The following is a 14936-nucleotide window of genomic DNA, read 5'->3' on the forward strand; positions in this document are numbered from 1 at the left end:
GGACGTCCCCGCACCGGTGCCGAGCGACATCGGCGAGGTCGGCTGGGTGTGGGAAGCCCCGAAGGGCGTGTCCGTGGAAGACCGTGGAACCCGGTCCGCTCGGCCCCCTGCTCGTGCTCGACGACGGCGTGGTCGCCCTGGACGGCACGTCCGGGGAAGAACTGTGGAGCTACCGACACCCCTACAGCGACGTGTCGGTCCAGGTGATCGATGGTGGGGCGACAGCCCTGGTCACACGCCAACCGGCAGCCGATCGGTTCGGCGACCGACGGGTCACCGAACTCGACACCGCCACCGGCGGGATCCGCGCGAAGACCTCCGTGCTGTCGCACGGTCCCGAGACCGAGGACATCCGGATCTCGCTCCTGGACGGGACGTCGGACCTGCGGCTCTACGCGTGGACCGAACCCGGTGAGCGCCCCCGGATCAGTGCCCGTAGGTCGGAGACGAGCGACGAGATGTGGTCCTTCACGTTGCCGGAGAACGACGGGCGCGTGTGCGCGATCCTCGGCGGATGGGACACGGAACGCAACGCCCTGCTGGTGGAGAACCGGCTCGTCGTCCTCCACGCCTGCGCGGACCCGCCCGACCGGCTCGGCCGGGGGGGCGGGTCCCTGGTCGCACCCATCGACCCGGCCCGGTCCTCCGTCGGCGGCGAGCCGCGAACCGGACGCGCGGTGACTCCGCGGCGGGTCACCGTCGCTACACCCGTTGTCTCCGTGGGTCGTCGGTGTTAACTTCACGTCTGTGGGAGCGCTCCCGTAATGGGAGCGCTCCCGCGACCGGGGAACGGAGCCATCCGAACCTCCGGTACGTACGACGACGTACGCGCGCAGTGACATCTCGGATCCCGGCCGGGGTCCGAGCCGCCGTCCCCGGCGGCCCTCCAGCATGACAGCACCCCCGTCCCGCCCCTCCCCCGCTCCACGGCACGTCGGCGCCAGCGGGGTGTCGGGCACGGGAGGGGGCACCCCCGAGGAGGACATGTGACCACCCCCCACACCCGCCCGCGACGCGCCCGTTGGCGCGGCGCGGGAGCCGCGCTCCTGGGCGCGGTACTCACCGCCGCCCTCCTACCGGCGGCACCCGCGCACGCGGCACCGATCTGCACGGTCGACTACCAGACCAACGACTGGGGCACCGGCTTCACCGCCGAGGTCTCCGTGACCAACGAGGCCGAAGCCGTCTCCACCTGGACACTGGGCTGGGAGTTCACCGGCGACCAGCAGATCACCAACAGCTGGAACGCGCAGGTCTCCCAGAGCGGCGCCTCCGTGACCGCCCAGGGCCCCTCCTGGGCGCCGGGGCTCGGCAGCGGGCAGACCGCGGCGTTCGGCTTCCAGGCCACCTACAGCGGCGACAACGCCGCTCCCACGGAGTTCACCCTCAACGGCCGGGACTGCGCCGGAGAGGACGAGTCCCCGGCACTGGTCGTCGACCCCGGCTCGGTCGCCCTGGAACCGGGAGGCCAGGCGGCCTTCGACGTCGCGCTGTCAGCGGCTCCGGACGAGGACGTCTCCGTCAGCGTCGAGCGCACCTCCGGGAGCACCGACCTGTCCGTGGTCTCGGGCGCCTCGCTGACCTTCGGCGACTCCGACTGGGACGTTCCCCAGGAGGTGACCATCGCCTCCTCCGGCGACGGCACGGGCGACCCCGCGCAGGCGGAGTTCACCGTCTCCGCCGAGGGCTACGAGCCCGTGGTCGTCACCGCGCGCGAACTGTCGGGCGCCGACAACCCCTACGAGGAGGAGTTCCTCGACCAGTACGCGAAGATCAAGGACCCCGACAACGGCTACTTCCGCGAGGTCGACGGCCTCCTCGTGCCGTACCACTCGGTGGAGACCCTGATCGTGGAGGCGCCCGACCACGGACACGCCACCACCTCCGAGGCCTACAGCTACTACCTGTGGCTGGAGGCCGCCTACGGCCGGATCACCGGCGACTGGGCGCCCTTCAACGACGCCTGGGAGTCCATGGAGACGTTCATCATCCCGGGCACCGCCGACCAGCCGACGAACTCCGCCTACGACCCCTCGGACCCGGCGACCTACATCCCCGAGTCCCTGGACCCGAGCGACTACCCCATGCCGCTGACCCCCGAGGTCCAGGCGGGTGAGGACCCCCTCGCCCAGGAACTGGCCGGGACCTACGGCACCGACGAGGTCTACGGCATGCACTGGTTGCTGGACGTGGACAACGTCTACGGCTACGGGTTCTGCGGCGACGGCGGCGACGACGCCCCCGCCTACATCAACACCTTCCAGCGCGGCTCCAACGAGTCGGTCTGGGAGACCGTCCCGCACCCGTCCTGTGAGACCTTCGCGCACGGCGGCGAGTACGGATTCCTCGACCTGTTCACCGACGACGAGAACTACTCCGAGCAGTGGCGCTACACCAACGCGCCCGACGCCGACGCGCGCGCGGTGCAGGTGGCCTACCTCGCCCACGAGTGGGCGTCCGAGCAGGGCAACGCGGACGCCATCGCCTCGAACGTCGCCGACGCGGCCAGGATGGGCGACTACCTGCGCTACGCGATGTTCGACAAGTACTTCAAGGAGGTCGGCGACTGCGTCGGCGCCGAGTCCTGCGCCCCGGGTTCGGGCAAGAACTCCGCGCACTACCTCATGTCCTGGTACTACTCCTGGGGCGGGGCCCTGGAGAGCGCCCAGTACCCGTGGGCCTGGCGCATCGGAGGCTCGTCGGCGCACCAGGGCTACCAGAACGTGATGGCCGCCTACGCGCTGTCGGAGGTGGACGCGCTCCGGCCCGAGTCGCCCACCGGCGCCGAGGACTGGGGCACCAGCCTCGACCGGCAGCTGGAGTTCCTCCAGTGGCTGCAGTCCTCCGACGGGGGTATCGCCGGGGGCGCGACCAACAGCTGGGAGGGCTCCTACGCCGAGCCGCCCGCGGGGACGCCGACCTTCTACGGCATGTACTACGACGAGAAGCCCGTCTGGCACGACCCGCCGTCGAACCGCTGGTTCGGGTTCCAGGTCTGGGACATGGAACGGGTGGCCGAGTACCACCGCATCACCGGCGACGAGCGGGCCGGACAGATCCTGGACGCGTGGGTGCCCTGGGCGATCGAGAACACCACCGTCGGGGAGAACGGCGAGTTCGCCATCCCCGCCGACATGGAGTGGAGCGGCCAGCCCGACACCTGGACGGGTGAGCCCACCGGCAACCCGGACCTGAGTGTCGAGGTCGTCTCGCACGGTCAGGACGTCGGGATCGCCGCGGGCCTGGCCAAAACGCTCATGCACTACTCCGCCGCCACCGGCGACGCCGAGTCCCGTGAGGTGGCCGAGGCGCTGCTGAACGCCCTGATGTTCCACGAGGACGACCTGGGCGTCGCCGTCCCGGAGACCCGGGCCGACTACGAGCGCTTCGACGACCCGTTCGACTCCCCGGACGGCGGGCTCTACGTCCCCGAGGGGTGGAGCGGCCAGATGGCCAACGGCGACCCGATCACCTCCGACTCCACGTTCCTGTCGATCCGGTCCTTCTACGAGGACGACCCGGCCTGGCCCCAGGTCGAGTCCTACCTCGACGGCGGGCCGGTGCCCGAGTTCACCTACCACCGCTTCTGGGCGCAGGTGGACGTCGCCACGGCGCTGGCCACCCACGGCGAGCTGTTCGGCGACGGTTCCTGACCGTCCGCGGCCGCACGGGGGCGGGGCCCACGCCCCGCCCCCGCCCCGCCGGCGTCCCGGACGCGGCGGGCACGACCGGTCCCCTCCCGCCGCGGGAGGGGGCCGGTCACACCTCCTGGTAGGCGCTGGCCTGCATCTGCCACAGCTCCCGGTAGTGGTCGCAGGTGGCCAGGAGCCGCTCGTGGCTCCCCCGCGCCAGCACCCGGCCCCGGTCCAGGACGACGACCTCGTCGGCCGGGCGCACCGACGCCAACCGGTGCGTGATCAGCACGACCGTGGCCGAGGTCCGTGCGGCGTGCTCGTGCACCGACGAGAAGAACCGGTACTCGGCCCGCGCGTCCAGCGCCGAGGTGGGCTCGTCCACGATCAGCAGCGGGACGTCGTCGCCGTCGGCGCGGTAGAAGGCGCGCGCCGCCGCCAACCGCTGCCACTGGCCCCCGGAGGGCTGCACACCCTGGGCGAACGACTTGTCCATCAGCGTCTCCCACCCGTGGGGCAGGTCGGCCACCACCGCGTCGGCGTGGGTGGCGCGCGCGGCGCGGTCCAGCCGGTCGGGGTCGAAGGGGCTGCCCATGACCACGTTCTCGCGCGCGGTCATCGGCCAGTGGGTGTGTTCCTGGGCCATGACCGCGATGCGTCGGCGCAGGCTGTCGCCGTCCACCCCGGCCAGGTCGACCCCGTCCCAGCACACGCGGCCCCGGTCCGGGGAGTACAGGCCCGCCAGGAGCTTGGCCAGGGTGGACTTGCCCGACCCGTTCTCCCCCACCAGCGCGTAGGTCCTGCCCCGTTCCAGGGTGAGGGTGACGTCGGCCAGCGCCGGGGACCTGGGCGCGCCCGCCTCCTCGTCGTCGCCGGGGTAGGTGAACGTCACCCCCTCCACCCGAATCGCCGCGAACTCCGCCGGGGCCTGGGGCAGGGTGGCCGGTGGCGCCAGCCTGCGGGCGGTCTCGACCATGTCGAGGAAGTCGGCGAAGTACAGTCCGGACTCGTACACCCGGCTGACCGCGCCCAGGGCGGAGTTCAGCGCCCCCTGGGCGACGCGGATGGCGACCACCGCGGCGCCGCCGGCCGCGATCGGCACCACGCCCCGCACCATCAGCACCCCGAGCACGACGAACGCCGCCAGGGTCACCAGTCCGCCGAAGGTGTCCCCGCCCAACCGGATCAGGGAGGTGCGGGTGGCCAGGTCCATGTGCACGCCCAGTTCGCGGTCGCCGAGCCGGTCGAACTCCTCGCGCAGCACCCGCTCCATGTTGTAGGAGCGCACCTCGGAGGCGTTGTCGTCGTCCATCATCATCCGCTGCACCAGCCACTTGCGGCGGCGCATGTCGGTCATGGCCAGCATCGCCCGGTACCGCAGCCGGGCCGCGGCCGCCGACCCCCACCACTGGGGCACCAACGCCAGCAGCAGCAGGGGCACCAGGGACGGATGCAGGGAGACCAGCACACCGGCCGCGGCGACGATGCCGACCAGCCCGGTGAGCACGTCGACGGTGTAGCGCACCAGGGAACCGGCCTCGTCGGTGCCGCGCGCGTAGGAGCGGAACACCTGGTCGTTGAAGGCGCTGGAGTCGAAGGCGGCGCGGGGCACGCTCGTGGTGGCCTCGTTGAACCTCCTCTCGGCGGCCAGGACCACCTGGGGTTCCAACCGGGCCTGGGAGCGCCCGGCCAGGGTGGAGCAGACGCCGCGCGCCACCATCGCCGCCGCCAGGACGGCCAGCATCGGCAGTGCGCCCAGGATCCGGTCGGGGGTGGGCGCGGCGGTGAACAGCCGCTCCAGCACGCGGGTGGTCATGACCAGGGCCCAGGCGGTGGCCGCCCCGGTGCCGACGTTCCAGGCCACCGTGGCCAGCAGGTCGGCCCGGTTGGCCCGCCACCCCAGGCGGAGGGCGTGCGCGACCAGTGTCGGCATCCTGCGGCCCACGGTCAGCCAGGTCGCCCGCGCGGCCTCCTGGGTGTAGGCGAGGTAGCGGATGGGGGTGAGTTCGGCGTCCGCCGCGCTCGTGGTGGTGTCGGTGGTGGCGGACGGTTCGCGCGGATCGACGGTCTCGGAGGGGGTCGTTGCCACTAAGCGGTCCTCCCAGGGGTGAACGGGCTGGTCGCGGGCGGGGCGAAGCGGTGTCTGCGCAACGGCGGTCCTCTCCCTCGGGGCGCGTGGTCGGCACGGGAGACGATCATGACCGCTGGGACCGACCACGCGCCGCCGTCCTCCCGGTTGCGGTCGGTCCGCTTCCACCCCCCGCGACCGGGGACCGGTCACGGAGCGGGCTCGGTGCGGGGGGCGGGGGCTCCGCCCGGTCCGACACACGTACGAAAATCCGTGGGGATACGGTGCCCCCGGAACTGGGACGGATGAGGTGGTCTGAGCGGTACCTCTCCCGGGTCGCCCCTCGTCCGCGCGAGGTGGGCGCTCCGCGCGGCGCGGGCGTCCGGGACGACCGTCCCTTGACACGGTGCCGGACGCCCACCATGATCATACCGACCAGACGGTATGCCACAGGGGCGCGAGCGGCGCCGCACGCCGGTTCGCGGACCCCCGGCGAGGAGGGGAAGAACGTGGACACCGAGGAGTACCCGACCGGCCGGCGCGCCCGGCGCGGGCGCCGCCGTCGGAGGGGCGGTCGAGGGGCGGAGGCGGTCCGATGACCGGCGAGCGCCTGGTCGACGCCGTCGTGTTCGACTACGGCGGCGTCCTCACCGGCCCCGTCCGGGACACGATCGCCGCCTGGATGGAGTCCGACGGGATCGACCCGGAGTCGTTCACCCGCACCCTCAGGGCCTGGCTCTCACGCGGGGCCCCGGACGGCACCCCGATCCACCGGTTGGAGACCGGGGAGCTGTCCGTGGAGGAGTTCGACGCCCTGCTGGCCGCCGAACTCGGCACCGTCGACGGAAGACCGGTCGACCCGAACGGCCTGCTCGGGCGGCTGTTCGCCGGAATGCGCCCCGACCAGGCGATGTACGCCCTGGCCGAGGAACTGCGCGACCTCGGCGTCCGGGTGGCGCTGCTGTCCAACAGCTGGGGCAACGCCTATCCCCGGGAGCGGATCGACGCGCTCCTCGACCCGGTCGTGATCTCCGGGGAGGTCGGCCTGCGCAAGCCGCAGGCCCCGATCTACGAGCTGACCCTCGACCGGCTCGGCCTGCCCGCCGAGCGCGTGGTGTTCGTCGACGACGCCGAACCCAACGTGCTCGGCGCTCGGGCGGTCGGCATGCGGGCCGTCCCGCACACCGACGCCGGGTCCACCCGGGCGGCCCTGGCCGAACTCGTCCCCGACCTGCCGGGGCGGTCCCCGGCCGGGTGAGGGGTGCGGATCGCGCGGTGGCCGCCGCTCCCCGGGGTGTGGGCGGCGGCGTGCACGCGGAGGGAGCCGCTCCGTGGGTCCCGGGTCCAAGGCCCACGGAGCGGCGGGGTCACACGACGTCAGGTCGGTGCGTCGCCCCGCTCAGACCCGGACGGAACGCGACGCGTCCCCGTCGGCGGCGGGCACCGGGCAGGCGGGCTCCAGCGCCAGCTCCAACACCCGGCGCACGTCGCTGACCGCGTGCACGGTCAGCTGCCCCAGCACCTCCTCCGGAACGTCGTCCAGGTCGGGCTCGTTGCGCTCGGGGATCAGGACCGTGGTGATCCCCGCCCGGTGCGCCGCCAGCAGCTTCTGCTTCGCCTGCGCCGATCGGCCCACCATCGGCGCGAACGCAAAGTGGGGGCCACCGCCCGGAATGGTGACCCCCAGTGACACTTCCGCTACGCGGCCACGCGCTCCGTGCTGTGCGCGGGCTCAAGCGCGATTTCCAGAACCTCCCGGACATCACTCACAGGGTGAACCGTGAGCTGTTCCAGCACTTCATCCGGAACGTCATCCAGGTCCGGCTCGTTGCGGGCCGGAATGATCACGTTCTTGATTCCGGTGCGCAGGCTCGCGAGAAGCTTCTGCTTGACGCCCCCGATCGGCAGCACCCGGCCGGTCAGCGAGACCTCACCGGTCATCGCCACGTCCGCGCGGGCGGGCCGCCCCGACAGCAGCGAGGCCAGGGCGGTGGTCATGGTGATGCCAGCGCTCGGCCCGTCCTTGGGGACGGCGCCCGCCGGAACGTGCAGGTGGACGCCGCGTTCCTTGAGGTCGCCCACCGGCAGCTCCAACTCGGCGCCCCTGGCCCGCAGGTAGGACAGGGCGATCTGCGCCGACTCGCTCATCACGTCGCCGAGCTGGCCGGTCAGCGTCAGCCCGCCCGCCCCGGACTCGGGATCGGCCAGCGACGCCTCCACGAACAGCACGTCTCCTCCGGCTCCGGTCACCGCCAGACCGGTGGCCACGCCCGGCACCGAGGTCCGGCTCGCCGACTCCGGCGTGTGCCTCGGCCGTCCCAGGTAGTCGCGCAGGTCACCGGTGTCCACCCGGACCGGCACCTCCCCCTTCCCCAGGGCCGCGGCCGACGCCACCTTGCGCAGGATGCGGGCAATGGTCCGCTCCAGGCCGCGCACCCCGGCCTCGCGGGTGTACTCCGCGGCCAGCGACCGCAGCGCGTCCTCGGTGATCTCCGCCTCCGGCTCGCCGTCGGCCGAGACCAGCCCGGCCCGTTCGAGCTGCCTGCGCAGCAGGTGGTCGCGGGCGATCGCGACCTTCTCGTCCTCGGTGTAGCCGTCCAGCTCCACCAGCTCCATCCGGTCCAGCAGGGGGCCGGGGATCGTGTCCAGGGTGTTGGCGGTGGCCAGGAACACCACGTCCGACAGGTCGAGGTCGATCTCCAGGTAGTGGTCGCGGAACGTGTGGTTCTGCGCCGGGTCCAGCACCTCCAGCAGCGCCGCCGCGGGGTCGCCGCGGAAGTCGGAGCCGACCTTGTCGATCTCGTCCAGGAGCACCACCGGGTTCATCGACCCGGACTCCTTGATCGCCCGGACGATCCGGCCCGGCAGGGCGCCCACGTAGGTGCGGCGGTGGCCGCGGATCTCGGCCTCGTCCCGCACACCGCCGAGCGCCACCCGGGTGAACCGGCGGCCCATGGCGCGCGCGACCGACTCCCCCAGCGAGGTCTTGCCGACCCCGGGCGGGCCGACCAGGGCGAGCACGGCGCCGCTGCGGCGCCCGCCGACGACGCCCAGCCCCCGGTCCGCGCGGCGCTTGCGCACCGCCAGGTACTCGGTGATCCGGTCCTTGACGTCGGTCAGGCCCGTGTGGTCGGCGTCCAGGACCTCGCGGGCCCCCGCGAGGTCGTAGGCGTCCTCGGTGCGCTCGTTCCACGGCATGTCCAGAACGGTGTCCAGCCAGGTGCGGATCCATCCGGACTCCGGGGAGGAGTCACCGGCCCGCTCCAGCTTGTCGACCTCGTCGAGCGCGGCCCTGCGGACGTGCTCGGGCAGGTCGGCCTCCTCCACCCGCGCCCGGTAGTCGTCCTCCTCGCTGCCGGGGCGGCCGTCGAGCTCGTTGAGCTCCTTGCGGATGGCCTCCAGCTGCCGCCGCAGCAGGAACTCCCGCTGCTGCCTGTCCACGCCCTCCTGGACGTCGCGGTCGATGCTCTCGGTCACGTCCAGCTCCGCGAGGTACTCGCGGGTCCACTCGGTGAGCAGGTGCAGGCGGTCCAGGACGTCGTAGGTCTCCAGCAGTTCGAGCTTGCGCCCGGCGTTCAGGAACGGCGAGTAGCCGCCGCGGTCGGCGAGGCGGCTGGGGTCGGTGATCTGCTGCACGCCGTCCAGGACCTGCCAGGCCCCGCGCTTGTGCAGGTAGGTGGTGAGCAGCGACTTGTACTCGCGGGCCGCCTCCAGCACCTTGCCCGGATACTCGCCCTCCGGCTCGGTGTGCACCGTGGCCAGCACCCACAGGGCCGCGCCGGGGCCGGTCGTGCCGCTGCCGACACGGGCGCGGGCCGTGCCGCGCAGCACGGCGGCCGGGGTTCCCTGGGGGGTGCGTCCGACCTGTTCGACGGTGCCGACGGTGCCCACGGCGGCGTAGGAGCCGTCCACCCTCGGCACGATCAGCACCTCGGGGCCCTTGGCGGAGTCACGGTGGCCGCCCGACCGCGCGACGGCCTGCGCCGCGTCCACGGCCGCGCGCACCTCGGGTTCGGTCAGGTCGACGGGCACGACCATGCCCGGCAGGACGACGTCGTCGTCGAGGGGAAGCACCGGGAAGGTCACGCTGGCGGGAGTCTCACTCATGAATCCTCCTAGTTGAGTTAAACAGACTCAATAAAAAGGAGTCCGATTATCTTCCCATACACGTGTTCGCCCTCAGCGATCGCCCCACGCGGCCGTCGGCGCGGGCCATCCGGGGACGCCCGCCGCCACGGGCGCACGTGCGTGGGCACCCGGACGCCCCGCGGTGGGGCGTGCGCGGGGACCGCGCCGACGGCCGCGGCATCAACCCGCCCCGAAAGACACCGGACCGTGGCCACGGGACACGACGAGCCCGCCGTCCGCCACGAAGCCGCCGTCCCCGTCGCCGCCCATCGTCGACACCGCGCCACCGGCCCGGATCGGACCGGCCCCCGCCGCCCCACCCGCGCCACGGGAGTTCCTCCGCCCGGTGGCCGGGAACGGCAGGCCACCCCGCGGTACCGGGCGGGTGGGCCGGGGAGGACGCCGCGCCCGTGTTCCCCGTTCCTACCTGCTGTTCAGCCCGCGTATGGCGGCCTCGCCGCCGAGGCGCGCGAACGCGACCGGGGTGCGGCGCATCCGTCCGGCGCGCGCCTCCACCGGATCGTCGGTCCCGCCGGCACGGCCCGGCGCGCCGCCGAACTCGCCACCACGATCCGGTCCACTTCCCGCCCACGCCCCACGACGCGTGCGGCGGGAGCCGCTTCGCGGGTCAGGACGCGTTCTCGGCAGGTGGGGGTGACCGGCGATCGGGGTCCTCACCTCCGAGATCGGGACGGCCCCGGAAACGGGGGGTCATCCCTCCCGGGGCGTGGTGGGTTCCTGAGTCCGGCGGGCGCGGTGCGCGGCCAGAAAGTCGCGGTACCAGCGGTAGCTGTCCTTGGGATGGCGTTCCAACGTCTCGTAGTCGACGCGGACCAGCCCGAAACGCTTGTCGTAGCCGTGGGCCCACTCGAAGTTGTCCAGCAGCGACCACACGAAGTACCCGCGTACGTCCACGCCCGCCTCCAGGGCGCGGGACAGGGCGGCCAGGTGCGCGCGCAGGTAGTCGACACGCTCGCGGTCGCGGACCCGACCGCTCCCGTCGGGCCGGTCGTCCTCGGCGGAGCCGTTCTCCGTGATGAGGACGGGCGGCAGGTCCGGGTAGCGCCGGTCGAGGTCGACGAGCAGGTCGGTGAAGGTGTCGGGAAGCACCGGCCAGCCCATGGTGGTGTGCCGCACGCCCTCGAAGGGCACCTGCTCGACGCCGATGTCCGCTGCGGTGCGCCGCGCGGGGTCGGCCTCGGTGTGCGGGGCGTCGCGCAGCATGATGGGCCGGTAGTAGTTGATCCCCAGGAAGTCCAGGGACCGGCCGATGATGTCCAGGTCGCCCTCGGCGCGGTAGGAGCCGTCGGCCAGCGGCCCCCAGGTCTCCTCCTCGCTGTCGGGGTAGGCGCCGGTGAGGATCGGGTCGAGCCAGACCCGGTTGTGCAGGGTGCGGGCCCGCTCCACCGCCGCCCGGTCGGCTTCGGAGCCGGTGGCAGGCAGCAGGTGGTCGGGGTTGAGGGTGATCCCCACCTGCCCGGAGGCGGCCGCGCGCAGCTCCCCGACGGCCAGGCCGTGGGCGAGCAGGAGGTGGTGGGCCGCGGCCAGGGCGGGCGTGCCCTCCCGGGTGCCGGGGGCGTGGCGGCCGACGGCGTGGCCGAGGAACGCCGAGCAGAAGGGCTCGTTGAGGGTGATCCAGCGGCGCACGCGGTCGTTGAGGCGGTCGGCGACGACACGGGCGTACTCGGCGAAGCGGTGGGCGGTGTCCCGGGAGCGCCAACCGCCCCCGTCCTCCAGCGCCTGGGGCAGATCCCAGTGGTAGAGGGTGATGACAGGTTCGATCCCGGCCTCCAGGAGGGTGTCCACGAGGCGGTCGTAGAAGGCCAGCCCCTCCGGGTCGGGGCGCCCCCCGCCGGTGGGCTGGACCCGCGGCCAGGCCACGGAGAAGCGGTACAGGTCCACGCCCAGGTCGGCCATGAGCGCGACATCCTCGCGGTAGCGGTGGTAGTGGTCGCAGGCCACGTCGCCGGTCTCGCCCCGGGCGACGCGTCCGGGGGTGCGGCAGTAGGTGTCCCAGATGGAGGGGCCGCGCGCGCCCTCGTGGGTGGCGCCCTCGACCTGGTAGGCGGCGGTGGCGGTGCCGAAGAGCAGTTCCGGGGGAAGAACGGGGTCGGTCATGGTGGACCCTTCAGGGTTGGGAGCGCTCCCATACTATGTGGGCGGTCCCAGGCCGGAGCCGGGACGGCACGCCGCCAGGACGCACCGACCCCCGACGTGAGCGGTGTCCGCGACCAGCTCGCCGGACTCGACCCCGCGCCGCACGGCCGGGACGAACATGTCCAGGGCGCGTTCGGGGTTCCTCCGGGGACGGTCCCCGACGGGATGTCCCTCGATACCCGCCGCACCGGTGAGCATCCCGCGGAACCGGACGAGGTCCGGGTCCCGGCTGGCACGGCGGACCGCGGCGGCCATCCCGTCGAACAGCTCGCGGACGCTGGTGGGCTCGCGCTCGTGGACCTCGCGGTAGACGTCCTCCCGCAGCTCGACGACGGCGACGAAGAGGTCGCGCCTGCTCGGGAAGTGGTGCAGCACCCCCGCGTCCGTCACACCCGCCTCGCGGGCGATGTCGGCGATGCGTGCGTCTCGTACCCCTTGCGTCCGAACTCCCGGGTCGCGGCGGCGAGGATCGCCGCGCGGCGCGTGTCACCGCGCACGATCCGCCTGTCGTCGATCACGGCCGTTCCGTCCTCGCTCAGGGATGCCGTACGCGGCATCATAGGCCGCCCCGACCCGGGACGGCCTATGTGCCTGGACGGTCGCGAGGTCCGGCGGTCCCGGCTCTCAGTGGAGGCACAGGCAGAAAGGATGGCCCGCCGGGTCCGCGTAGACCCGCCAGTTGGCCTCCGGGTGCAGCTGGTCGGTGCGCTCCAGCACCGTCGCGCCGAGCTCCAGCACGCGCTTCTCGTCCGCCTCGATGTCGTCCACGTCGAAGTCCAGGTGCACCTGCTGGGGCGCCTGCTGCCCCGGCCACTGCGGCGGACGGTAGTCCCGCACCCGCTGGAAGGCCAGCGGCGTCCCCTCGAACCCGCGCACCTCCACCCAGTCCGGGTCCTCCGGATCCACCACGACCTTCCCGCCGAGCAGTTCCGCGTAGAACTCCGCGAGCCGTACCGGGTCCGCACAGTCCAACGCGACAGCCTGAAGCCTGCGAATCATCTCCTGCTCTCCTGCCTCTCCGTCCCTCAGGTCCTTCGGTCCTCCCAGCGGCACAGCCCTACCCGGACAGCCAGGAGAAGCGCTCCGCGTAACGTACAGGGGCCGTCCGACAGATTCCAGGGTCCCGTGAGCGGTTCCGCGGCCGTTCCGCCCTCCGCGGACCGGCCACCGACCCCACGTCCGGCGGGACAGGGATCTGGACGCCGATGTCGACTGGGGCGAGCGGCCGAGGGGAGCGGGCCGCACGGGTCGAAGGCGCGCACCGCCTCGCCTTCCTCCTGTGGGGGTTCACGCGGGAAGCCGCTCGGACGCCTGCGTCACGCCCCCTGTCCCCCGGATCCCAGCCAGGCGGCACCGTCGGCGCCCCAACGGGTGGGCGGGGCGGCCCAGGTCCTGGGGGACCCCTCGTAGCGGACCGGCGGGAGCGCGTGGCGCAGCGGTCCGTAGGGGGAGGCGGTCTCCGTCAGCCAGTCGGCGGCCTCGTAGACGCCCTCCCGCACGGGCTCGGGGGTGACGCCGTGCAGCAGCCAGTCGGCGGTCCCGGCCAGGGAGAACCGCAGGAGGCGGCCCCGGCCGTCGGCCTGCCGGTCGGTCAGCGCCCGCAGCACACCCGCGGCCAGCAGGTAACCGGTGCCGTGGTCCAGCGCCTGGGCGGGGAGTACGCCCGGACGGCCCTCCGGGCCCGCCTCGATCGCCGCGATGCCGCGGGCCGCCTGCACCAGGCTGTCGAACCCCCGCCGGTCGGCCCACGGGCCCGACCACCCCCAGGCGCACAGTTGGGCGACGACCAGGCCGGGTCGGCGGGCCATCAGCTCCCGGGCCGCCAGTCCGCGCCGGTCGAGGGAGCCGGGCCGGTACCCGGTCACGACCACGTCGGCCGAGTCGAGCAGCCCCCGGAAGACGCCCCTGCCCTCGACCGAGTCCAGGTCCAGCAGGGTGGAGCGCTTGCCCCACCCGGTGTCGATGTGGCTGTCGGGGTCCTCGGGGAGTCCGGGTGAGTCCACGCGCAGCACGTCCGCGCCCAGCAGGGCGAGGGTCCGGGTGGCGACCGGACCGGCGATGACCCGGGTCAGGTCCAGGACCCGCACCCCGGCGGCGGGCAGGGGGGCGGGCGGCAACCGTCGCCCACCGGCCCCCTCGGCCGCCCCGGCCTCGGCCAGGGGTTGGCCGCCCGTGACCGAACCCCCATCCGGCTCGGGAGCCACGGCCACCGCCAGTCCGCCGGCCGCGTAGACCCTCTCCTGGACCTCCTGTGCGGGGAGCCCCGCCACCGTCTCGGTGAGCCGCCCGACCAGCGCCGCCCCGCCGTCGTCCTCCCCGGACCCACCGCTCGCGCCGCTGTGGCCCCCACCGCCGTCGATCCCCAGGGCAGCCAGCAGCCGGGCGCGGTGGTGGGGGTAGTTCGCGTGGGTGCGCACCCACCCGTCGGCGGCCCGCCAGAAACCCGACAGGGGCGCGAAGGGGGTCAGCGCGCGGCCGTCCACCAGCAGGTGCCGTTCGCTGACGAACGCGGTGGCCACCGCGGCCTCGTCCACCTCCGCCCCGGGGACGGTCCCCCCGTTGCGCGCGGCCAGCAGCTCGGCCGCGGCCAGCGAGCACACCCCGACCGTCGCGCGGGCGAGTTCCCGCACCGGCAGCACGGCGGGGAGCACCTCCCCCGCGCCCCGGTAGGACACCTTCGCGGTCAGGTGCTCGGGTCCGCCGACCGCCCGCCATGCCTGGACCGTCGTCGCATCGGGTTCGTTCGTCATGGCCTCATACTCTCCGTTCCGCCCCCGCCGTCCCCGCACCGGGGGTGGGACCACGGCCACGGGGGTTCGGGGCGGGGTCCGGCGCACCGGACGCGGAGCGGGTTCCGCACCGTACCGTGTGACCGGGCATCCGGCCACCGCCGCGCTTCCTCGGTCCCGTGGCCGCGGTCGGCTCACAGCACCGCCCCCGCTCACCCATGA

At 73.5% G+C, this 14936-nt stretch carries 11 protein-coding genes; 3 read left to right on the forward strand and 8 right to left on the reverse strand.

The window, feature by feature from the left end:
* The first annotated feature begins 83 nt into the window (after nucleotides 1–83).
* Nucleotides 84–737 carry a PQQ-binding-like beta-propeller repeat protein gene (locus tag DVR05_RS11420; RefSeq protein ID WP_116245832.1) on the forward strand — a complete coding sequence of 218 codons (654 nt, stop codon included), beginning with the start codon at nucleotides 84–86 and terminating at the stop codon, nucleotides 735–737.
* Nucleotides 738–986: 249 nt separating this feature from the next.
* Nucleotides 987–3653, forward strand: coding sequence for a glycoside hydrolase family 48 protein (locus DVR05_RS11425; protein WP_116245833.1), 2667 nt, complete (start codon nucleotides 987–989; stop codon nucleotides 3651–3653).
* 106 nt (nucleotides 3654–3759) lie between these two features.
* Here the strand turns inward: DVR05_RS11425 and DVR05_RS11430 are convergent, their stop codons facing one another.
* Entirely contained in the window at nucleotides 3760–5721 is a 1962-nt protein-coding gene (locus DVR05_RS11430; RefSeq protein WP_232832086.1) for an ABC transporter ATP-binding protein, read from the reverse strand.
* A 574-nt stretch (nucleotides 5722–6295) separates the two neighbouring features.
* Between DVR05_RS11430 and DVR05_RS11435 the strand changes: the two genes are divergently transcribed.
* The gene (locus tag DVR05_RS11435; protein WP_116245834.1) at nucleotides 6296–6958 is read left to right on the forward strand and encodes an HAD family phosphatase; all 663 of its coding nucleotides are present in this window, start codon (nucleotides 6296–6298) and stop codon (nucleotides 6956–6958) included.
* Nucleotides 6959–7099: 141 nt separating this feature from the next.
* Here the strand turns inward: DVR05_RS11435 and DVR05_RS11440 are convergent, their stop codons facing one another.
* The 7 genes from DVR05_RS11440 to DVR05_RS11465 all read right to left on the reverse strand — a co-directional run bounded on the left by DVR05_RS11440 (nucleotide 7100) and on the right by DVR05_RS11465 (nucleotide 14735).
* The gene (locus DVR05_RS11440; RefSeq protein WP_198659137.1) at nucleotides 7100–7339 is read right to left on the reverse strand and encodes a S16 family serine protease; all 240 of its coding nucleotides are present in this window, start codon (nucleotides 7337–7339) and stop codon (nucleotides 7100–7102) included.
* 59 nt (nucleotides 7340–7398) lie between these two features.
* A complete protein-coding gene (gene lon / locus DVR05_RS11445; protein ID WP_116245835.1) occupies nucleotides 7399–9807 on the reverse strand; it encodes an endopeptidase La in 2409 nt (802 codons plus the stop codon).
* Nucleotides 9808–10539: 732 nt separating this feature from the next.
* Nucleotides 10540–11946, reverse strand: coding sequence for a GH1 family beta-glucosidase (locus DVR05_RS11450; RefSeq protein ID WP_116245836.1), 1407 nt, complete (start codon nucleotides 11944–11946; stop codon nucleotides 10540–10542).
* A gap of 33 nt (nucleotides 11947–11979) precedes the next feature.
* Nucleotides 11980–12375, reverse strand: coding sequence for a hypothetical protein (locus DVR05_RS11455; protein ID WP_232832087.1), 396 nt, complete (start codon nucleotides 12373–12375; stop codon nucleotides 11980–11982).
* Entirely contained in the window at nucleotides 12372–12503 is a 132-nt protein-coding gene (locus DVR05_RS27735) for a hypothetical protein (RefSeq protein ID WP_255423079.1), read from the reverse strand. Before DVR05_RS27735 ends, DVR05_RS11455 begins: the two co-directional genes overlap by 4 nt.
* 106 nt (nucleotides 12504–12609) lie before the next feature.
* Complete coding sequence (locus DVR05_RS11460; protein ID WP_116245837.1) at nucleotides 12610–12984, reverse strand: VOC family protein; 375 nt, start codon at nucleotides 12982–12984, stop codon at nucleotides 12610–12612.
* 317 nt (nucleotides 12985–13301) lie between these two features.
* Nucleotides 13302–14735 (reverse strand): CoA transferase, encoded by a 1434-nt coding sequence (locus DVR05_RS11465; protein ID WP_116245838.1) that lies wholly within the window; start codon nucleotides 14733–14735, stop codon nucleotides 13302–13304.
* Nucleotides 14736–14936 lie beyond the last annotated feature (201 nt).

Source organism: Nocardiopsis sp. FIRDI 009 (assembly GCF_003386285.1).
Taxonomy (GTDB): Bacteria; Actinomycetota; Actinomycetes; order Streptosporangiales; family Streptosporangiaceae; genus Nocardiopsis.